At 37.3% G+C, this 22,178-nt stretch carries 18 protein-coding genes; 12 read left to right on the top strand and 6 right to left on the bottom strand.

Annotated features, from left to right (window positions below; genetic code table 11):
• The first annotated feature begins 273 nt into the window (after positions 1-273).
• The 5 genes from RK02_RS09595 (at position 274) to cydC (ending at position 7,602) form a co-directional block, all read left to right on the top strand.
• Positions 274-1,191, top strand: a complete 918-nt coding sequence (locus RK02_RS09595) for a LysR family transcriptional regulator (protein WP_016184044.1) — start codon at positions 274-276, stop codon at positions 1,189-1,191.
• Positions 1,192-1,697: 506 nt separating this feature from the next.
• Positions 1,698-3,140: a cytochrome ubiquinol oxidase subunit I gene (locus RK02_RS09590; protein ID WP_016184043.1), complete on the top strand. Its 1,443-nt coding sequence runs from the start codon at positions 1,698-1,700 to the stop codon at positions 3,138-3,140.
• Positions 3,133-4,149: a cytochrome d ubiquinol oxidase subunit II gene (gene cydB / locus RK02_RS09585; RefSeq protein ID WP_016184042.1), complete on the top strand. Its 1,017-nt coding sequence runs from the start codon at positions 3,133-3,135 to the stop codon at positions 4,147-4,149. Before RK02_RS09590 ends, cydB begins: the two co-directional genes overlap by 8 nt.
• Positions 4,146-5,867, top strand: coding sequence for a thiol reductant ABC exporter subunit CydD (gene cydD, locus RK02_RS09580; RefSeq protein ID WP_018451645.1), 1,722 nt, complete (start codon positions 4,146-4,148; stop codon positions 5,865-5,867). The genes cydB and cydD overlap by 4 nt, the downstream gene beginning before the upstream one ends.
• Positions 5,860-7,602, top strand: a complete 1,743-nt coding sequence (cydC, locus tag RK02_RS09575; RefSeq protein ID WP_016184040.1) for a thiol reductant ABC exporter subunit CydC — start codon at positions 5,860-5,862, stop codon at positions 7,600-7,602. Before cydD ends, cydC begins: the two co-directional genes overlap by 8 nt.
• A gap of 62 nt (positions 7,603-7,664) precedes the next feature.
• Here cydC and RK02_RS09570 read toward each other — a convergent pair whose 3' ends face one another.
• Positions 7,665-9,077 carry a L,D-transpeptidase family protein gene (locus RK02_RS09570; RefSeq protein WP_016184039.1) on the bottom strand — a complete coding sequence of 471 codons (1,413 nt, stop codon included), beginning with the start codon at positions 9,075-9,077 and terminating at the stop codon, positions 7,665-7,667.
• A 443-nt stretch (positions 9,078-9,520) separates the two neighbouring features.
• On the opposite strand from RK02_RS09570, the gene RK02_RS09565 reads away from it, so the two are divergent.
• On the top strand, positions 9,521-10,984 hold the full coding sequence (locus RK02_RS09565) for a peptide MFS transporter (protein ID WP_016184038.1): 1,464 nt from the start codon (positions 9,521-9,523) through the stop codon (positions 10,982-10,984).
• 60 nt (positions 10,985-11,044) lie between these two features.
• Here the strand turns inward: RK02_RS09565 and RK02_RS09560 are convergent, their stop codons facing one another.
• Both RK02_RS09560 and RK02_RS09555 read right to left on the bottom strand, forming a co-directional pair.
• Positions 11,045-12,229: an NADH-dependent flavin oxidoreductase gene (locus tag RK02_RS09560; RefSeq protein WP_018451644.1), complete on the bottom strand. Its 1,185-nt coding sequence runs from the start codon at positions 12,227-12,229 to the stop codon at positions 11,045-11,047.
• 108 nt (positions 12,230-12,337) lie between these two features.
• Positions 12,338-12,640 (bottom strand): ArsR/SmtB family transcription factor, encoded by a 303-nt coding sequence (locus RK02_RS09555; RefSeq protein WP_016184036.1) that lies wholly within the window; start codon positions 12,638-12,640, stop codon positions 12,338-12,340.
• Between the two features lie 129 nt (positions 12,641-12,769).
• Here RK02_RS09555 and RK02_RS09550 point away from each other — a divergent pair, with 129 nt between their 5' ends.
• On the top strand, positions 12,770-13,393 hold the full coding sequence (locus tag RK02_RS09550; RefSeq protein ID WP_016184035.1) for a histidine phosphatase family protein: 624 nt from the start codon (positions 12,770-12,772) through the stop codon (positions 13,391-13,393).
• Between the two features lie 64 nt (positions 13,394-13,457).
• Here the strand turns inward: RK02_RS09550 and RK02_RS09545 are convergent, their stop codons facing one another.
• Positions 13,458-15,461, bottom strand: a complete 2,004-nt coding sequence (locus RK02_RS09545) for a KUP/HAK/KT family potassium transporter (RefSeq protein WP_016184034.1) — start codon at positions 15,459-15,461, stop codon at positions 13,458-13,460.
• Positions 15,462-15,659: 198 nt separating this feature from the next.
• Between RK02_RS09545 and RK02_RS09540 the strand changes: the two genes are divergently transcribed.
• On the top strand, positions 15,660-16,241 hold the full coding sequence (locus RK02_RS09540) for a uracil-DNA glycosylase family protein (protein ID WP_281168781.1): 582 nt from the start codon (positions 15,660-15,662) through the stop codon (positions 16,239-16,241).
• Positions 16,242-16,508: 267 nt separating this feature from the next.
• On the opposite strand, the gene RK02_RS09535 is transcribed toward RK02_RS09540, so the two are convergent.
• Positions 16,509-17,234, bottom strand: coding sequence for a DUF554 domain-containing protein (locus RK02_RS09535; RefSeq protein ID WP_016184032.1), 726 nt, complete (start codon positions 17,232-17,234; stop codon positions 16,509-16,511).
• Between the two features lie 724 nt (positions 17,235-17,958).
• Between RK02_RS09535 and RK02_RS09530 the strand changes: the two genes are divergently transcribed.
• Positions 17,959-18,261: a bacteriocin immunity family protein gene (locus RK02_RS09530; RefSeq protein WP_016184031.1), complete on the top strand. Its 303-nt coding sequence runs from the start codon at positions 17,959-17,961 to the stop codon at positions 18,259-18,261.
• A gap of 45 nt (positions 18,262-18,306) precedes the next feature.
• Here the strand turns inward: RK02_RS09530 and glf are convergent, their stop codons facing one another.
• Positions 18,307-19,434 (bottom strand): UDP-galactopyranose mutase, encoded by a 1,128-nt coding sequence (gene glf, locus RK02_RS09525; protein ID WP_342662316.1) that lies wholly within the window; start codon positions 19,432-19,434, stop codon positions 18,307-18,309.
• A gap of 288 nt (positions 19,435-19,722) precedes the next feature.
• Here glf and RK02_RS09520 point away from each other — a divergent pair, with 288 nt between their 5' ends.
• The 3 genes from RK02_RS09520 to RK02_RS09510 are packed head-to-tail and all read left to right on the top strand — an operon-like array spanning position 19,723 to position 21,912.
• Positions 19,723-20,139, top strand: coding sequence for a hypothetical protein (locus RK02_RS09520; RefSeq protein WP_016184029.1), 417 nt, complete (start codon positions 19,723-19,725; stop codon positions 20,137-20,139).
• A gap of 16 nt (positions 20,140-20,155) precedes the next feature.
• Positions 20,156-21,589: a flotillin family protein gene (locus tag RK02_RS09515; protein ID WP_016184028.1), complete on the top strand. Its 1,434-nt coding sequence runs from the start codon at positions 20,156-20,158 to the stop codon at positions 21,587-21,589.
• Positions 21,590-21,591: 2 nt separating this feature from the next.
• Positions 21,592-21,912, top strand: a complete 321-nt coding sequence (locus RK02_RS09510) for a heavy metal-binding domain-containing protein (protein WP_211211277.1) — start codon at positions 21,592-21,594, stop codon at positions 21,910-21,912.
• The last annotated feature ends 266 nt before the right edge of the window (positions 21,913-22,178 follow it).

Raw genomic sequence — 22,178 nt, 5'->3', positions numbered from 1 at the left:
CCAGCCAGGCGAAAAAGTCCATAGCTTACAAGACTTTATCAGCCGGGCTGGCTTATCCGATGAAGTAGCTAGTCGATATACACAGATTACAAAAAGGATGTAGATCGACTTGTTTAGCTACGAGCGGATAAGCTCCAGCCTGAAAACAAGTCTTTTTTATAAGCAATTTAGTAGATGAGCGAAGGATAATCAATTAAAGTGAAAAATAAGGTTTTCAAATCATCTTATGAATAGCTATAATGAGAAAAAAGGAAAATAAAAAGGTGGTTTAGGATGAATATTCAACAAATGCGTTATGTTACAGCGATTGCCAATAATGGCAGTTTTCGTGAAGCGGCGAAAAAACTTTATGTTTCGCAGCCAAGTTTATCGCATGCGATTAAGGAATTAGAACAGGAATTGGATGTTAAGTTATTTGAACGTACGAGTCAGGGAGCGGTTTTAACAGCGGAGGGCACTGATTTCTTTCAATACGCACAACAGATTCTATCCCAGGTAGAATTGTTGGAAAATCGTTATGCTACCAAAAATGATCAAACTAAGCATTTCTCAATTTCTAGTCAACATTATGATTTTCTATCGATTATATTAAGTGATATGATCAAAGCTTATCCTGAGTGTGAGGCTTTTCGGATATTTGAAAGTACAACGCTAAGTGTAATTAAAGATGTGGAGCAATATCGCAGTGAATTAGGGATTTTGTATCTCAATGCATCAAATAAAGTGGCCTTAGAGCGGATGTTTAATGCTAGTGAACTAGAATATGAGGTAATCCATGAATTTCGTACACATATCTTTTTAGGTGAAAATCATCCCTTGGCTAAAAAAACGGAAATCAGTTTAGCGGAATTAGCTCCTTATCCACAAATTCGGTTTTCACAAGAAAGTGATTATTACACTTATTTTTCAGAGGATTTATTAGATTTTCCAGATGTTCCGCAAGTCATTCATGCAAGTGATCGGGCTACGTTAACAGCGATACTGCAACGAACGGATGCTTACGGTTCTGGCTCTGGTTTAGTGGAGGATGGTAAAAGTCAAGGAATTTTATTGATTCCACTAGCAGATGCACCCGTTAGTCAGTTAATTGTGATTAAAAAAATGAATCGAAAATTTTCAGATATGGCGCAGTATTTTGTTCAACATTTACAAAATTACCTGCGAGATTTTGATAGAAGAGGACAAAAATAGCTTAGATTAAGTAGAGTTAGTAAAAATTCGTTTTTTCGATTAGAAATAGTCGGAAAAACGATTTTTTTGTTTGTTATTTTTAATATGAATGATAATAGGATGGATGAATAGATGAATCGTAAAATGAGAATATAGAAAAATCAAAATAACTTAAAAGTTTATATGTGAATAAATGATTATAAATAAAAAGTTGACAATTCAGTCAATAATGAAGATTGAGAGAGTCTTTTAATATTTATAAATTTGTTTAAAAAATGTATTTTTATTATCGGAAAATAATTGAGAATTATTGCTTTATCAAACGATAAAAATAGAGGTTGCAATTTTGTTTTTTATTTGATTTTTCAATAAAAAGATTATCATTTTTTTGAACAAATGCTTTGCAATAATTCTAAAAAAGCATATTATTAATCTAGGGATATTATCTAGATTTTATTATTTTTATCTCTTTTGATGAAGGGATGGTGCTTTCAAGCTATCCTAATTTGTAGAATGGAGGAAGAAAAATGGATATTGTGACATTAGCGCGTTTCCAATTTGCGATGACGACAGTGTTTCACTATTTCTTCGTGCCTTTTTCAATCGGTACAGCTTTAGTGATTTCAGTCATGGAAACACTGTATGTAATCAAAAAAGACGAAATGTACAAGAAGATGGCTAAGTTTTGGGGGAACATCTTTCTTCTAAGCTTTGCAGTCGGTGTGGTTACTGGTATTATTCAAGAGTTCCAGTTTGGTATGAACTGGTCAGATTATTCTCGTTTTGTTGGTGATATTTTTGGGGCACCACTGGCTGTTGAAGCGTTGTTAGCTTTCTTTATGGAATCAACTTTCTTAGGATTATGGATGTTTACTTGGCAAAAGGTTAGTCCTAAGCTTCACGTAGTCTTCATTTGGTTGGTAACATTAGGTTCAATGTTATCAGCATTATGGATTTTAATTGCCAATGCCTTTATGCAACATCCAACGGGGTATGCTTTACGTAATGGTCGAGCAGAGATGACAGATTTCTTTGCCTTGATTAAAAATCCACAAACTTGGTATGAATACTCACACGTAATTACTGCGGCGATTACGATGGGTGGAATCATTGTAGCTGGTTTAACTGCTTTCCAATTATTACGTAATAAAAATGCGACAGATCGCTTTAAAGAGTTTTATCGTAAATCAATTCGTGTAGGCTTAACCGTTGCCTTGGTTGGTTCATTAGGTGTGTTATTAGCTGGGGACTTACAGATGAAAGACTTAGTCCATACACAACCAATGAAATTAGCTGCGACAGAAGGAGCATATGAAAAGACTAATGAATGGACCATCGTTGGCTGGGCTGATGAGTTAGATAAAAAAGAAGTTTTTGGCATTAAGGTTCCTTATATGTTAGGGATTCTAGCTTTTAATGATCCTAAGCAAGAAATTCAAGGAATGAATGAATTAAACGAGCAATTTAAAAAAGAGTTCAAAGATCAAGTGGCGGCCTATAAAAAGGCAACCGGTAAAGAATTAAACTTCTATCCACCAGTTAATGCGTTATTCTGGAGTTTCCGTATAATGGCTGGCTTTGGTGTGTTGATGCTGTTGGTATCAATCGTCGGTTTAGTGATGACTAGAAAGAAAAAACCAACCTTATTCAACAAGCGTTGGCTAATTTGGGTGATGGCATTAACTACTTTTGCACCATTTTTGGCGAATACAACTGGTTGGTTAATTACTGAATTAGGACGTTATCCATGGACGGTTTATGGTGTATTTACAATTATGGACAGTGTATCACCGAACGTATCCGTAACCTCATTATTGATTTCTAACACGATTTACTTCTTGCTATTTACTGGACTTGCTGCTGTAATGGTGACCTTAGTTATTAAAGAAATCAAAAAAGGTCCTGAATTAGACACAGTAAAAGTAGCTAATCCAGTAGACCCATTTGAAGGGGGGGCTATCCATGAATAATTTACAACTTTTATGGTTCTTTTTAATTGGTGTATTATTCTCTGGTTTCTTCTTTTTAGAAGGTTTTGACTTTGGCGTAGGGATGTCTGTTCAGACTTTAGCTAAAAATGAAAAGGAAAAAGATCAGTTAGTTCATACGATTGGTCCAGTTTGGGATGGCAATGAAGTATGGTTATTAACAGCTGGTGGAGCGATGTTTGCTTCATTTCCTTTCTGGTATGCTTCATTGTTTAGTGGTTATTACTTATTGCTATTTACTGTATTATTTGGCTTGATTATTCGTGGGGTTTCTTTTGAATTTCGTCATAAAGTAGAGCCAAGTAAGAAGAATTTCTGGAATTGGACCTTAACGATTGGTAGTTTTATCGTACCTTTCTTCTTCGGTGTCATTTTTATCAGCATGATTCAAGGTATGCCACTAGATGCCCAAGGAAATATGACAGCACATTTTACCGATTACTTTAATCTCTTCTCACTTGTCGGTGGGGTAGCCTTGACCTTACTTTGCTACCTACATGGATTAAACTATATTGCATTAAAAACAGATGGTCCAGTTCGTTATCGGGCGAGAGATTATGCTAAAGTACTTTATTATGTACTTTATGCGGGATTAGTTGTCTTTGCGATTCTTTTATACTTCCAAACTGATTTCTTTGAAGTACATTTTGCTACAACTTTAGGTTTAGTTGTCTTAATCGTCTTGTTGACGGTCTTTGCCAATATTTCTGTATTAAAAGGTAAAGAATTAGCGGCCTTTTTAGCAAGTGGATTAACCTTAGTCTCACTCGTAGCCTTACTATTTACCGGGTTATTCCCACGTGTGATGATTAGTTCAATTAGCCCTAAATTTGATTTGCTGATTAAGAATGCTTCTTCAACACCGTATACGCTAAAAATCATGAGTATTGTAGCGGTTACGTTATTACCATTTGTGCTAGCTTATTTTGCATGGACGTACTATGTATTTAGAAAACGCGTAACTGCAGATGTAGTGGGGTACGAAGAATGATAGATAAGGCGATAATGCGCCTTGAAAAAATTAGACAGATGTTTGGATTGCTTGCAGGATTTGCTTTCTTGCAAGCAATCTTTATCATTGGCCAAGCCTGGATGTTAAGTGCAGCAATTACCCATTTATGGGAAGGAAGAATCCTTGCTAGTGTCTTAAAGTATGTGCTTGGCTTTTTCTTATTTTTCATGGCAAGACATTTAATTACCTATTTACGTGAGCGCCTGTTAGATACTTATGCGCAAGAACAGGCGAAAAAATTGCGCAAGCAGCTTTTACAAAAGATTTTTAAACTTGGTCCTAAAGTCGTGCAAGCTCATGGAACGGGGAATGTGACGACGATGACCGTAGATGGTATTAGTCAGGTAGAAAACTATATTCATTTAATCTTAGCTAAGATGATGAATATGATGATTGTTCCTTGGGTACTTTTAGTGGTGGTTTTTTATTATGATTGGCTATCAGGCGTAATTTTACTGTTAGTTTTCCCGCTAATCATCATTTTTATGATCGTTTTAGGATATGCCGCGCAAGCAAAGGCTGATCGACAGTATCGCTCTTTTCAAATTTTGTCGAATCATTTCATCGACTCTTTACGTGGAATTGATACCCTAAAATTATTTGGCATGAGTAAGTCTTATGAAAAAGGCATTTATCAAACGAGTGAAGATTTTCGTAAGGCAACGATGTCTACGTTAAGAATTGCGATTCTCTCTACCTTTGCCTTAGATTTCTTTACGACCTTATCCGTGGCGATTGTAGCGGTATTTTTAGGTCTACGTTTATTAAATGCTGAAATTTTGCTTTTCCCAGCTTTGACGGTTTTAATTTTAGCACCGGAATATTTCTTGCCAGTTCGGGACTTCTCAAGTGACTATCATGCCACCTTAGATGGTAAAAATGCAATGACGGCTATTCGTGAGATTTTAGAGCTACCTGAACAAGAGGTCACACCAATAACGATTGCCCCTTGGTCAAACGATTCGGTTTTAACCTTGAATCATCTCTCCTTTGATTATGGTCAAAAGACAGGGTTAGAACCATTTAATTTGGTAGTTGAAGGTTATCAAAAAATTGGGATTATCGGGATGAGTGGTTCAGGTAAGTCCACCTTGATGAATTTGTTCAGCGGTTTTTTGACACCTAAACAAGGAACGATTTTATTTAATGGGCAAGCTACGACTAGCTTTAAACAAGCCGATTGGCAAAAACAACTCCTTTATATTCCGCAAAATCCTTATGTTTTTAGAGCTACTTTGCGTGAAAATATCGCTTTTTATACGCCAACAGCTGATGATGCGGCGATCATGCAAGCCATTGAGGTCGCTGGTTTAAGTGATTTATTGGCACAACTACCTGATGGCTTAGACACGCTAATTGGTGAAGGAGCCAGAAGCTTAAGTGGTGGGCAAGCTCAGCGGATTGCTTTGGCACGGGCCTTTTTAGATCAAGAACGCAAGGTATTGATTTTAGATGAACCAACCGCGCATCTAGATATTGAAACTGAAGTGGAATTAAAAAATCAAATGTTACCATTGATGGAAAATCGTTTAGTCTTTTTTGCAACACATCGAATGCATTGGATGCATCAAATGGATTATATTTTGGTTTTAGAAGAAGGAAAATTAGTTGAAGCGGGCACTTTCCAAGAATTGACGCAAAAACGTGGCGCCTTCTTTGAATTAACAAAGAAAATGCGAGGTGAACGTCATGTCTAAGATCCCTATTTTAAAAGCCTTAGATAAGGATACTTGGGTAAAGCCGTATCTTAAGCGCTATAAGTGGCCCTTAATGTTAGCTATATTTCTGGGCTTTTGTACTTTCTTTAGTGCAGGGGCCTTAATGTTTAATTCAGGTTATTTGATTAGCAAGTCAGCTTCTTTACCAGAAAATATCCTGCTAGTCTATGTACCGATTGTTTTAACTCGGGCTTTCGGGGTAAGTCGGCCAGTCTTTCGTTATATCGAACGTTTAACAAGTCACAATTGGGTTTTGAAAATGACTTCTAAGCTTCGCCGCAAACTATATCACACGCTAGAAAAGGATGCGATGGTTTTCAAGCAAAAATATCGCATGGGGGATATTTTAGGTTTGTTAGCCGAGGATATTCAATATATTCAAAACCTATATTTACGGACCGTATTTCCATTGATTATCGCCATAATTTTATACGTGTTTATCGTGGTGGCTATTGGTTTCTTTTCAATCTTTTTTGCTTTATATATTGCTTTATTATTGTTCATTTTGGTGCTAGTATTACCAATATGGTCGGTAGTGATCAATGGCGCACGCCAAGAAAAAGAAAAAAGCTTGAAATCGGCTCTATACACGGATTTAACGGATAATGTGTTAGGGGTAGCTGATTGGATTTTTAGCCAGCGTGGGATTGAATATGTCGATACGCATCTACAGGTAGAACACGAGTTGTCTATTGTTCAAGATCAAAAACGGCTATTTAATCGCCGTGTGCATGTGCTTTTCCAATTGATTTATAGCTTTGTAGTGATTGGCTTAATTGTTTGGACCTCCCAACAGTTTGTTGGCAATCATGGTAGGGCGGCGAACTGGATTGCAGCCTTTGTATTGAGTGCTTTTCCCATAGTCGATGCCTTTGTTGTCTTGCCTGAAGCAATGCAAGAAAGTAATGTATACAAGGATTCAATTGAACGTCTCAATGCTTTAGATGATGGTGAGGAGAGTCAACCTATTTCAATGAAACCTACCGATATGACGATTTGTAGCGAGAATTTAAGTTTTCGTTATGATCAGCAGTTGGTTTTAGACCAGTTGGATTTAACTATTGCTCCCGGTGAAAAATTAGCTATTTTAGGTAAGAGTGGTTCTGGTAAGAGTACACTTGCAAGCTTGATTCGCGGTGATCTAAAGCCACAAAACGGTCTTTTGACATTAGGTGGTGTGCCAACTTATCAATTTGGAGATGAAATAAGTCACTATATTAGTGTCATTCAACAAGCGCCTTATCTTTTCCATACGACAATTTTTAATAATGTGCGGATGGCTAATACTGATAAGACGGAAGAAGAAGTTTGGGAAGTACTTGAGCGTGTCGGCTTGAAAAAATTAGTTGAGCAATTGCCTGAAGGTCTACATACTATGGTTGATGAGGCTGGATTACGTTTTTCCGGTGGGGAACGTCATCGTATGGCTTTAGCGCGTATTTTATTACAAGATACACCGATAGTTTTATTAGATGAACCAACAGTTGGCTTAGATCCATTAACTGAACAAGCGTTAATTGATACTTTCTTTAGCCAGTTAAAGAATAAAACGGTGATTTGGATTACCCATCATTTACAAGGGATTGAGATAATGGACCGAGTGATTTTTATTGAAGACGGTCGTTTAGAAATGTCTGGTACGCCAAGCGATTTGGCGCAAACGAATGAACGCTTTAAACAGCTTAAAGCTATTGACGAGGGTCGAGTCATTTAACAAAAAAACCGTTGCATTTTTGAATGCAACGGTTTTTTGCCTTTCTTCAAGGTGATTGTTGATTAGTAATGAATGTAGACAGGTGTTCCTGTTTGGATGTGAGAGTAGAACCATTTAGCATCTTCTACGGATACTTGGATGCAACCATGTGATGTTCCAGAACCAGGTACACCTAACTTCATACCAATGTCGTGCTTATAGCCACCATTTGGCGTAGCAATTGGTGTGCTGTGAATGAGATACATACCATAATCTTTCCAACCAGCAGCATAATCTGCACCACCACCCATCCACCAAAAACGGCGTGCGCGATAGGTGTTGATACTATAATGACCAGTAGGAGAAAGCATCCCTGGCATCGCGTGTTGACTGAGCATCGTATAAATGACACGATTTCCTGATTTTAGATATAATCGTTTAGCCGTATAATTAATCTCAACGTTCACATTAGGGTAGGCAGCTAGGTTAGGATAGGGACCACCTGTTGTATAAAGATAGTAATCATTGTCACGATAGGCCGCTAAATACTGGGTGCGGATCCAACCGATTTGATCATCTGGAAAAGCTACTGCATACCAAAGACCATCGTAGTTACTTACTTTTTGTCGTGTGATAGCAACCAATCCTCGATAGCTAGCACTATTTGCAATAGCGGGTGCACTGGCATTAGGACTGGTCTGAATAACGGTATCTCCAGCCAATTGAATATGGTGGAAAATGGCTGTAGTAACAGAGATTTGTTTTAGTTGTTCATGCTGATTGCTACTAGGCGTTACGTTACTTGCATACCAAGCGATATTTTCATTTCGCCAACCATGGTTTAGTAGCTGATTATGCTCACCTAAGGATTGGGTGTAATGATGAGAACCGCTTTTGGCGTTAGGATTATAGGATCGATATAATGGAATTCGTTTTTGATTATCAGAATACCAGCCAATCCCTTCATAGCGCCAACCATGCTGGGCAAGCCAGGCTTTTTCGCCTCCTGATAAGGTGTAATGATGGTCTCCATTGTTAGGATTGTATAATCGATAGACCGGTTCTCCCTCTAATGGTGCATACCAAGCAATGCCCTCATAATGCCAGCCTAATTTAGCTAATTGACTCGCTTCATAGCTATTTGCTGTAAAAAAATGTTCGCCTGAGTTATAATTATAAACACGATACATTGCTTGTGTAGGTACTTCTTTAGTCACTGGCTGTGAAGCTACGGGCACTTCTGGTGTTTTGGTCTCGGTTGAAGTAGTTGTTTCCTCTTTTTCTGTGTCTGCCGCTTCTTGTGTTTTGTTGGTTGCCGAATCAGCAGTAGCAGTTGTTTCTGATAAATTGGCCTGTGTTGAAGTTGTTTCGGTAGTAGATGGATTGATTGCACTACTTTCTGTCGATGACTCTTCTTGCGCGTAAAGCGGTGTGCATGTTAAAGTAATCCCAATCAGTCCCACACTTAGCCAGCCTAAAAATTTTAACTTTTTCATTTCCTCATCACCCTTTATTTACTAGTTAATTTAATTATAGCAGTGATTGATTGACTGTAAATACCGTTTTCAAAGTATGTTCACAGTTAGCTTTACAAATCTCTAGACAAATTATATGAATAAATACAATTATCAGACTATTATGAAAATGAGTGAATAAATAACTGTATATTTGTATTTTTTAATAATTATTAAAAAAATCTTAGCGTTAAAATGAATATTTTATGATAAATTTGGTGGTTATTTCATAAAAATTTGTGTAAAAATCAACGTTTTTTTATTTTCATCTCAGAATAGAGGAGGGGATAAATTAAGATATTCTCTTTTTTATTACATAACTGATAAATCATAGTAAAATGGTTTATGGTTATTTTTAATGGAAGTATAGACTGTTAAAAGTATCAGCTGTATTACATATTTATATTATTTAAAGGTGGGTTACTATGCAGAAGGAAGAAAAAACCTTTTTAGGACAACCGCGAGGCTTAGCCACTCTGTTCTTTACAGAAATGTGGGAGCGTTTCAGCTACTATGGAATGCGCGCCATCCTGTTGTTCTTTATGTACGATCAAGTCGTAAATGGTGGTTTAGGATTGCCTAAATCAACCGCAGTTGCAATCATGTCTGTTTACGGGGCATTGGTTTATATGTCAAGTATTGTCGGTGGTTGGCTATCCGACCGTTTGTTTGGGTCACATAAAACCGTTTTTTATGGCGGTGTGTTCATCATGTTTGGTCATATTGTGCTAGCTTTACCATTAGGTGTCATTGCTTTATTTGTTTCCATGATTTTAATTGTCATTGGTACAGGGATGTTAAAAGCCAATGTATCTGGAATGGTCGGACATTTATATTCTAAAGAAGATTTACGTCGTGACTCAGGTTTCTCAATTTTTTACATGGGAATTAACGTCGGCGCATTACTAGCACCGATTGTTGTCGGTACTTTAGGTCAAGAAGTTAGCTATCATTTAGGGTTTGGTGTGGCCGCTGTCGGTATGTTCTTAGGATTATGTGTTTACTACTTCCAAGGTAAGACAACCTTAAAAGGAATCGGCATGGAGCCTACCAATCCGATTGTTGGTAGTGAACGTGCAAAAGTATTCCGTACAATTGCTTTGATTGTTGTAGCTATCGCTGTTGTTTTTGGTGTGGCTTATGCCATGGGACAATTAACGATTGATTTCTTCGTTAACTTTGTCAGTGTGGTCGGAATTGCCATTCCAATTATCTATTTCACACGCATGCTGGTATCAAATGAAGTAACACCAGAAGAAAAGGCAAAAGTTCGTGCGTATATTCCGTTGTTTATTGCAGCGATTATTTTCTGGTCATTAGAAGAACAAGGCTCATCTATTTTAGCTTTATTTGCTAGTGAAAGAACACAATCAACATTCTTTGGCTTCACTATTCCAGCTAGTTGGTATCAAACACTAAATCCATTATTTGTTGTATTGATGACACCATTTTTCGTATGGTTATGGTCTAAAATGGGAAAAAAACAACCTACAACAGTGGTGAAATTCTCAATTGGTTTAGTTTTAGCGGGATTATCATTCGTTTTATTAATGTTGCCAGGAATGCTTTATGGAGTAGATACAAAAGTAAGCCCATTATGGTTGGTAGGCAGCTTCTTCATTATGATTGCTGGAGAAATGTGCTTATCCCCAGTTGGTCTATCGGTAACGACTAAATTAGCGCCAAAAGCTTTTGAAGCACAAACGTTAGCTATTTGGTTATTAGCGGATGCTTCTTCACAAGTAATCAATGCCCAAATTGCTCGTTTTTATACCCCACAAACTGAATCAGCTTACTATGGTATTGTTGGGGCAGTTGCGGTGATTGCCGGTATTTTATTATACTTCGGTCGCAAGCCAATTCAAAAATTAATGGGTAATGTCCATTAATGAAAAGTTAAACTTAAAAAAGAATATTCAGCGCCTCTTGCGCTGAATATTCTTTTTTTATTAATTAAACATGTCGAATTGTCCGGTATGGAATGATTGGATACTTTCTCCACCAGGTAATGGTGGTAAGCCTAGGTGATCTTCACGAGTGAACGCTTCTTTAAGTCCTGGTGTTAGTTGGGCATAAGCTAGCGTTTCAGGTGAAATTTGGTGTAGGATGGTTTCACCTTTTCCTTCCATGATTTTTTTAGCAAATTGTGGTTCAATTAATGTCCCACGTCCGATAGCAATTAAGTCACTATAGTTAGCTATAGCATCCTGTGCTTGTTCTTGACTAGTTACTCCGCAGACAATGATGAGTTTTGTTTGCTCATCTAAGACCTTTTTGAAGTGCTCTGCGTAGGATAAATCGCTATTCTTTGGTTTAGAATGGTAGCCTTCAAATAAAGACAAGTGGATATAGTCTAATTCTTGTTCGACGATTCTAGCGACTAATTGAGTCGATTCTTGATAAGTGTAGCCAATTGTTTCGCCGTGAATTTCTTCGGGACTAATTCGATAGCCAATAATAAATTCTTTTTTAGCAAAAGCTTTTGCGATGCGTTTGACCTCTTTGACTACAGCTAATGGGAAGGCCATGCGTTTTTCCAAGGAGCCACCCCATTGATCGTTTCGTCGATTGGAATAGCTTGAAAAGAATTGTTGGAGTAAATAGTGATTCGCACCATGAATTTCTACTCCATCAAAGCCGGCTTCAATCGCCCGTCTAGTCGCTTGTCCGAAATCAGCAATAATTGCTTCAATTTCTTCATTGGTTAACTCGCGTACTGGATAATTTAAAAAATCAAAGTCCATCTGACTAGGCGCTACTGCAGGACTCCCACTGACAGCTTGACCGATTGCTGCTCTACCCCCATGGTGAATTTGTAAAATGGCCTTATTTCCATCTTTTTTGATAGCTTTAGCGACTTGACGTAAGCCATCAAGATGCTCATCAGAATAGGCAGCTAATTGTTCAGGATAGCCTGGTGTAGAACAAGGTCCACCATTTGGACTAACGTAGTGATACTCGGCGATAATCATTCCAGCTGCTTGTGAACGAGCGGCATAGTAAGCGATAGTATCTGCTGAAGCAAAACCATTTCTTTTACCAGAAAGTGTCTGCATTGGTGACATCACAATCCTATTTGATAATATCGCGCGGTGACGTAGTGTAAGTGTATCTGTTACTAAATTTTTCGACATGAAAAACATCCTTCTTCCTCTATAAAATTTTATCAAAATGACATTTCGAGATTATTCGATATAACGACTGAAAAAAGAAGAACTATGCACAAAATGCTAACCATAGTTCTATAATTTAGTATCGATGAAATCACGTAATCGATTCAAAGTATCTTCGTTTCGGCGATAATAAGTCCATTTGCCAATTCTAGTAGCGATGAGTAAATCGGCCTTTTGTAAGATAGTAAGATAATGTGAGGTGGTCGATTGAGTCAGTCCTAATAAGCGTTGAATTTCACCAACACAAACACCTACTTCAAGCATATCTACATTTGTTTCGTGGACAAAATAAGCTGTAGGATCTTTTAACCATAGTAAGATTTGTAATCGATATTCATTTGATAAGGCTTTAAAAATTTCAATATTTTCCATGCTTTTTATTATATCGAGTATTGTCGATATGTCAAGTAATCGTTCTTATTTTTTTGAACTAATATTATCGGTAAAATATGATACAATGTTGATGATTAGCAATAAAATAGAGATAATAGGGATGAGCTTATGACAGAATTTTATTTTTTAAGACATGGTCAAACGCAGATTAATTTAGAGCAACGATTCAATGGAGCAACGGTGGATTCTCCTTTAACAAAAGCGGGAATTAAGGGGGCTGAAGGTTTAAATCGGTATTTAAAGGATTGTCGTTTTGAGAAAATTTATTGTTCGCCGCAATTTAGAGCGCAAACAACGCTCCAATTAGCTTTAGCCCAATCGCATCATCATCAGCAATTACAGTATATAGTTGATGAACGCTTGCGAGAGTTTCATTTTGGTAAGTGGGAGGGCATCCCTTTTAGTCAGGTCGATGCGGACATTTTGAAACAATATCATCAATCGCCAGCGACCTTTGATACACAAGCCTTTCAGATGGAATCTTATGGACATCTATATGAGCGAGGCAATGCATTAATCCAAGAAATTTATCAGCAATATCCTGATGGAAAAGTGTTAATTGTCGGTCATGGCGTGCATTTAACCTTACTGATCCAAGGGCTTTTGGGTACGCCAATTGATCAATTTCGTAAAGATGGTCTGTTACCTAACGCTAGCTTGACCATTGTGGATTATCAGCCATCCCAAGCACAACTTGTTACTTGGGGGTTAACTGCGCAAACAGGGCATTAAAACAAGCTAGTAGCAAGTCTAGGAAAATTCTAGATTTGCTTACTAGCTTTTATCGTATGATTATTTATTTCTTACACTGAAAAGCACATTCCTGCAATTGGCTGAATTTTGGTTTCCCCACATTTAGAGGGATTACCTCGTGGACCACATCGCTATATTGTAAACCAAACCAACGTTCAGGGGCGACAGTCACTTTTTTAATCATTAAGCGCGCATTTAAAATTTGGCGTTCCCAGCGTTTTAGTTGGGTCATATTTGATAATTCTTCACGAATCAAGACAAAGCGAAAATCACCGACTTCACGTCCAGGGGTAAGCGAATATTTTTGTGGCTGCTTGGGTAGTCGGTTAGAAGCCATTAAATCTTGAATAATTTGACGTAAGTAGATATTCACTTCTTGCGCAACTCTAAAGCCTAAGAATAATTGGACCTTGACAACAAAATCGGTTCCTAACATATCTACCGCATATTTTTTAGTATAAGGCTCATCAGTTACGACTACGCTGACAAACCAATAGACTCTGGCGCGTTTGAGCTTTTTATCTAGAATCGAATAGATATACTGTTGCGCAATTTTTTCGCCGGATAATTGTGGAACTAAGAATACCAAATTGGTTTGATAGTAAGGGACACTTTCGTCTTTAGACAAGGCTTGTAGCTGCGGTAGATATTTTTTTAAGCTAACTGCTCGAATATGACGTTCTTGAATTTCGTTACTTTGATACCAAATATACATAATAGCTAGAATCAGTAGAGCTAAAATAACGGCAACGTAGCCACCATGGACAAATTTTACCGCACTGGCAATGAAGAAAATACTCTCAATCCCTCCAAAAAATACTAATACGGCATAGGCAAAGAGACGTGGGATTTTTTTCCAGATTAAAAATTGCGTTAATAAAATAGTCGTCATTAGCATAGTTACGGTAATGGCTAGACCATAAGCTGCTTCCATGTGACTAGAGGTCTGAAAGCCTAAGACAATTAATGAGCAACCGATCCATAGTAAAATATTAATGGTTGGAATATACATTTGACCAATGCTTTTACCAGGATAGCGAATTTGTAATTTAGGTAATAGCTTTAATTTGATGGCTTCAGAGACCAAGGTGAATGAACCAGTGATTAAAGCCTGCGAAGCGATAATGGCTGCTAAAGTCGCTAAAATAATGCCGATAAAACGAAAGGCAGCAGGCATCATCGCAAAAAATGGATTAAAGCTTTCGTTCAGCGGCGTATTGCTTGGTAAAGTCAATAGCCAAGCTACTTGCCCCATATAGTTAAGCATCAGGCAGATAAAGACAAATGGCCAGCTTAAGCGAATGTTACTACGGCCAACATGCCCCATATCTGAATAGACTGCCTCTGCCCCAGTTGTGGCTAGGAAAATACTGCCCAAAATAAAGATTCCTAAATGATTGCTAGGACTAAAAAGTAATGCTAAAGCATATTTTGGCTGAATGGCTTGTAAAATTTGCCAGTCGTGCTGTAAATGCATTAGCCCCATTAAGCCCAAAAAGCTAAACCAAACGAGCATGACCGGACCAAATGCCTTACCGACTAAATCCGTTCCAAATTGTTGAATGAAAAATAAAATGGCCAAAATAAGTAAAGTAATCAAAACTACATTTTGTTGGCTATGTCCAAAATGCTGTACATAAAAAGGTAGGCCTCGTAAGCCTTCGATTGCTGATGTTACCGTCACAGCAGGAGTAAGCATTCCATCAGCTAAAATAGCGGCTCCACCAATCATCGCCGGTACAATCAACCATTTTTTCGTTTTTCTAAGTAAGGTGTATAAAGAAAAAATACCACCTTCTCCGTGGTTGTCAGCTTTTAAAGCTAAATAGACGTATTTAATGGTAGTTAATAGGGTTACGGTCCAAAAAATAAGTGAGATAACCCCAAAAAGATAATCTCGAGAGATACTATTTATCCCTCCGTTACCACGAATAATTTCTTTCATTACGTAAAGTGGACTAGTTCCGATATCGCCATAGACAATTCCGATGGCTAACAGTAGACCAGCAGCACTTTTTCTTGAATGAAAGTTAGTGGGCTGTTTCATGTTTTGTTCTCCTTTAATTTTGTATCTTTCATTGAAACAGACCTATTCTATGCCTATTCAATCTAGTGTACAATAGAGAAAGAGAACATATAACAAAATAACGTTTAGGATTATTTGATAGCGTTTTTTATCAATAATTTCTTGAATAAAAAAAGCGAAAAATAGATTTTTAAGAAAAAAATTAGGAAGAAGAGAAAGCTGATGGCAATTGAAAGAATCAAACAAGAAATTATCCAGGATGAGGCTAACCAAGCCTATACTAAAAGCGGGATTCACCCCTTATTTCAGGCTAATCCAGCAGCTAAGCTATTAATCATTGGGCAAGCACCCGGTCAGAAGGCTCAAGATCGTGGGCGTTTATTTGCAGATCGTAGTGGGGATCGTTTGCGCAATTGGCTAGGATTAGATGAAGCAACCTTTTATGATGCAACAAAGGTAGCAATTTTACCCATGGATTTTTATTTTCCTGGCCGTGGGAAGTCAGGAGATCTGCCACCTAGAGTAGATTTTGCTGAAAAATGGCATCCTCAATTGCTTGCCGAATTATCAAATGTCGCCTTAACTATTTTGATTGGCCGCTATGCGATGCAACGGTATTTAGCGATTGATTCTAAAACGACCTTAACGGAGGTTGTTGCTAATTATCAACAGTATTTGCCAAGCTATTTCCCGTTGATTCATCCTTCTCCACGGAATCAAATTTGGCTGAAAAAACATCCTTGGTACGAAGAAGAGGTGATTGTAGCTTTAAAGCAACGCGTTAGTCAATTGTTGGTATAAAGCTGCTTTACCTATCGCCTAATCGTAGTTGATAAAATATCCTTGCAATATTATTCCTTAGCAAAAATGAATAAAAACAACGAATACTAAGGCTATAGCTAGATAGGCTGAATATTCGTTGGTTTTTTTTAAGATTTTGAAGTAAGGATAGTTAACAGTGAGCAGATAAGTTCTAAGCTGAGATAAATTAACAGAAAACTTTTTCCCAACTAGCTTATTTGACGATTACTTGCCAAATAGCGATTATTTCAATAGCTTCATTTGGGATTATAGCATTGGTAGGATGACAGTCGTCCATAGATAGCTAAAGGGCATTGCTAAAACCATTGCCGGAATCATATCGGCGGTTGGAAATTGCTTGATATTGACCATCCGAAACCCAGTTGCCAGCATTAAAAAGCCACCAACAGCCTTGAAATCGGCAATCATTACAGGTGAGGTAAGTGGGAAAATGGCCTTAGCAAAAATAAATAATAAAAAGAAAATGACAAATTGTGGTAAGGCGATAATCGAAACAACATACCCCAGATTACAAGCGAAAATCGCAGCTGTAAAGAAATCCAAAATCGATTTAGCAATTAAGATAGTATGGTCGCCAGTCATTCCAGAATCTAAGCTACCGTAAATCCCAGTTCCTGAAGCGCAGAACAAGACAATAATCGTAACTAATTGTGCTTGAAATTCCTTGGCGTCTAGCTCTGTTTGCTTGCCGAATAGCTGATTAATAGGCTTTTGCATATAAGTAGCTCCTGTTTTCACCATCTCACCAACATGGAGCAATAATCCAATGGCTGTTCCTAAAATAATAGCAAAAACGACAGCAGGCATATTTTTCATTAAGACAATCGTCGAAATTCCCATTCCCATTGAACAAACACCAAAAATAAGCGTAATCTCTTTTTTAAAGTTATCTGATAGTTTTTCACCAAAAAAACCACCAAAAATGCCGCCTAATACAACGGATAATGCATTGATAATTACACCGGTAGGCATCAATCGTTCCTCCTTAATCCAGAGGCTATGAGACAAGCGTTCTGGTTTGAGCAATAAGTCGCAGTAGGCGACAAAAGTGCGCAACTTTTAACACTTTTTCGACTGGAAGCTTATTGCCGAAAACCAGCTTGGCTCATGCCGTTTTTTTTTAGAGGCTATGTGTTGAGCGATTTGATACGAGTAAATAAGTTCCAAGTGGATGGAAAAATTCTCCATATTTTAAGATTTTTTCAGCAACTTGGCTTATTTACCGAGTATCAGCTCAACAACATGCCGTTTATTTTAGAGGCTATCAAGCGAGCGATTTGCTATGAGTAAATAAGTCTAACTAGCCACAAAAAGTGCGCAACTTTTAACACTTTTTGGGGATAGTTACTTATTTACCGAATAGCAGCTCGATTGATGCCATTTATTTTAGAGGCTATGAGACAGCTCGCTTGGGCGCGAACAAATAAGCTTCAAAGGATAGAAAAGTCCAGTATTTTTAAGACTTTTATAGCATTTTGATTTACTTGACAAGTGATTAACTGTCCTAGCCATCTACTTTTATAAGTGTATAGTACATCATTATGGCGATAAATTTTTAGTAAGTCAATGTGGTTTTTGTAATCTCTGAGAAAATATGTGAATATATCAAAAAATAGAACTCAGTCCATAGACCGATAAAAAAGGCTGGTTTCGGCGTTATAATTTGTCCATAATTTTAGAAAAGAGGCTAGTAATTATGGCACAATTAAAATGGTATGCAGGTGGACAAGAAAGAGGCAAGGTAGCAGTTGATTTATTAACCCAGCTTATTTCTGAACTAAAGGCATCCGATGACGATAATAAAAAAGGTTTGGCTGACTTGGTCCAATCATTTATCAACGAAATCAAACAAGGTATTTGTGCAGTTCCCTTATCTTTAAGTCGTTTAAACATTGAGGTTTCAAATTATTTAACGACTAACCAAATCGTATTAAGTGAAAAGGAATCTAAACTATTTAAAGAAGTAGCGGGATTATCTCAAATTCGCTATGGATATTAAAAAATCTCTTAGCTAATCTAGATAGATTGGCTAAGGGATTTTTTGTTAATTTCGCAATTCTTTTTTCGCTGTGGCTAAAGCTACTTCGATTACTTTGTGCATATCAAAATATTGATACATGCCTAAACGACCGCCAAAAATAATATTGGCATCTTTTTTCGCTAGGGCCTGATATTTTTGGTATAACTTAGCATTGACCTGGTCATTCACTGGATAATAGGGCTCATCCCCGATTTGCCAATCAGCTGGGTACTCCTTAGTAATAACCGTTTTTTCCTGTTGGCCAAATTCAAAATGCTTATGCTCGATAATCCGGGTGAAAGGATATTGATGGTCGATATAATTAATCACGGCATTTCCCTGGTAATTATCTATAGATAAAATTTCGTGTTCAAATTTTAATGAACGATAAGCTAACGGACCATAACAGTAATCATAAAACTGGTCAATCATGCCGGTGAAAACAATTTTATCATAATTGGTTAAATACGCTGCTTTATTGGCAAAAAAATCAGTATTTAAACGGACTTCAATCTGATCATGTTGGAGCATTTTTTCAACCATTTGTGTGTAACCACCTATCGGAATTCCTTGATAGGTGTCATTGAAATAATTGTTATCAAAGGTAAAACGTACAGGTAATCGCTTGATAATAAAAGGTGGTAAATCCTTACAAGGACGTCCCCATTGTTTTTCTGTATATTCTTTAATCAAGGTCTCGTAGATATCAGTTCCGACTAAATCAATTGCTTGCTCTTCTAGATTTTCAGGTGTTTTCCCTTTTAAAACTTGTCGCTGCTCCTCGATTTTAGCTTTAGCTTGTTGAGGCGTGATTGTTTGCCAAAGCTGATAGAAGGTACTCATGTTAAAAGGTAAGGAGTAGAGCTTTCCTTTACTTAGAGCAAAAGGACTATTCACAAAGCGATTAAATTGAGCAAATTGATTCACATATTGCCAAACTTCTTGATTGGAGGTGTGGAAGATATGGGCCCCATACTGATGGACTTGGATACCTTCAACTTCACGTGTATAAATATTACCAGCAATATGATTTCGTTTTTCGATAATCGTTACCTGATGTCCTGCTTTAGCTGCTTGTTCAGCAAATACCGCACCAAATAAGCCTGCACCAACGATTAAATAATGCATGAGATCTTTCCTTTCGCTTTTAATTTTTTCATAACTACTTTATCACAAATCTTCCTTTGTTGCGTAAAAATATTTTGCCTATACATATAGGAAGAAATTGACTATTCTTTCATATATGTAGTTGTTTTGTTTTTTAAATGGTTTTTTAAATCCTTTGCTATTGCTTCTGTAATAGGAAGGTATTTGCTGATAAATCTTTAAATATCAATGGATTACATCCTAGGTCTAAGGATGTATTTTTTTGTGTTCGTCTTGAATCAAAAGAGGTTTAGTGTTATGATTTTGTTATAAGGTTACAGGTGGTGGGAAAAAATGTTTGAAGAAGTTTTTCAATATATTGCGCAACAAGTGGGGGTATTGCCTGATTTTTGGCAGTGTATCGCATGGGTCGGCCTGATTTGTCTATTTTTTGTTGGCTTATATTTACTTTTTTCGCTTATTTTTGCACCAATTATGTATCTTTATAACCGTTTAACCGATCGGAATCAAAATAATTCTTTAGCTCAATCTGAATATTTATTAGGTCAATTGACTGTGAAAATTCAGGGAGATTCAGTAGGCGAAGTCATGGAGACGGGCAGTGGTCACGCACGAGCAACTTTTCCAGCTAAATTATTTAAAGCCGATGAGATTGCCCAAAATCGTCTTTTGCCTGCTGGAACCTCGGTCATTATTATTGAATTTGATCAAAACGGTATTGCGCTAGTAGTAGAAAATAAAAACAAATAAAAAGGATGTGGATGAAGTGATAGGGGATATTTTATTGAATCCAGTTGTTTGGATAGTCATTTTAGTTTTGGCATTAATTGTCTTTTTAATGATTCGTTATCGAATTGGTAAGCCTGACGAAGCCTTGATTGTAACAGGGTCGTTTTTAGGTAAAGAAGGCATTAAAATTTTGAAAAATAGTGGGACGTTTGTGATACCTATTGTACAAAAGGCGCATAAATTAAGCCTTTTAACCCATAAATTAGAAATCGGTACGCCAGAAGTGTATACTGAGCAAGGTGTGCCCATTAAAGCCAGTGCAACGGTCTTGGTAAAAATCGGCAACAGTACTGAAGCAATTAAAACAGCAGCCGAACAATATCTAGGAAAATCAACCTCTGAATTAGAAGATGAAGCGCAAGAAGTCTTAGAAGGACACCTTCGCGCGATTTTAGGGACAATGACGGTAGAAGCAATTTATAAAAATCGTGATGATTTTGCTGAGCAAGTGCAAGCAGTGGCTTCAACTGACTTGCAAAAGATGGGCTTAGAGATTGTTTCTTTTACCATTAAAGATGTCAGTGATCCTAATGGCTATTTGGATGCTTTAGGACGTCCGCAAATTGCTGAAGTGAAGAAGAATGCTGAAATTGCTGAATCAAATGCTTTACGTGAAACGCGAATTAAACAAGCCGAAAATGAACAATTAGCTCAACAAGAAGAAATTCGTCGTAAAACAGAAATTGCAGAAGCTAATAAAAATATGGCCTTAAAGCAAGCGCAATATAAACAAGAACAGGAAGTTGCGGTTGCCCAAGCTGAACAAGTAGCAGTAGGCGAAAAAATGAAGGTTCGCTTGATTGAACAAGAAAAGAACATTGAAATTCAAGAAAAACAAGCAGAATTAACCGAAAAAGAATTAAACGCAAGTCTACGTAAAAAAGCAGAAGCGGATAAATATGTGGTCGAACAAAATGCCTTGGCAGAAAAAGCGAAAGAAATCGCCTATGCCCAAGCGGAAGCTGAAAAGATTAAATTAGCTGCGGAAGCTGAAGCGCAACGAGTCGCTAAATTAGGTCAAGCCGAAGCAGAAAGAATTGCTAAGGTTGGTCAAGCCGAAGCGGAAAGTAAAGAAAAGATGGCCCTTGCTTTACAAAAATTAAATGAAGCCGGTATTTTAATTGAATTTATTAAAGTCTTGCCTGCTATTGCCAAAGAGGTAAATGCGCCAATCAGTAATATTGATAAGGTGGTTAGCTTTGGTAGCGGCGATGGTGTGCATGAAATGGGTGAGGCTGGTTTAGCACGAACCTTTGACACCATTAAAGAAACAACGGGCTTAGATTTAGTCGCATTGATTAATGAAACCATGGCGCGTAAGCAAGGAAATCAGGAATTAGTGGCAGCAATCGAAGAATCTAAGGGTACTATTGCAACGGAAGCTGTAACAGAAAATAAAACAGAAGAATAGAGGTGAAATTTATGCTAGTGACAACAACCGAACGTATTCCTGGTAAGGAGTATGAAGTGATTGGTGAAGTATTCGGCCTAACTACCCAATCTAAAAATATGTTTTCAGATATTGGTGCTAGTCTGAAGGGCTTAGTCGGGGGTGAAATCAAGGCTTATACGAATATGCTAGAAGAATCCCGCTTAAAAGCAGTTGAGCGTCTGAAAGAAAATGCTAAAGCAATGGGAGCAGATGCGGTTGTAATGATGCGTTATGACTCAGGCTCTATTATGCAAGATATGCAAAGTGTCGTTGCTTATGGCACAGCAGTACGCTTTATTTAATATTTGCGTATTTGAAAAAGAGACGGTTATCCGTCTCTTTTTTTGTGCAATTTGCGATAGAGATGGAAAGAAGCTTATGGGGGATTCGTGTGGATGAATGGTATAGGAAGATCCTCTCTTTGTTCGCAATAGTAGTTTTATCCATATTATCAAGCTCTCACTGAATTTTTTATTACTCAATTAGCATCAGTTATCTTTGTAAAATAGTAATTTTTATTATCGATTTAATATAACTTATTTTTTTAGGTTATTCGTATCTTTGTTTA

It is taken from the genome of Enterococcus columbae DSM 7374 = ATCC 51263 (assembly GCF_000406925.1).
GTDB lineage: Bacteria > Bacillota > Bacilli > Lactobacillales > Enterococcaceae > Enterococcus_E > Enterococcus_E columbae.
The sequence above is the reverse complement of the archived record's forward strand: the minus strand, read 5'-3'. Positions and strand labels throughout refer to the sequence as shown.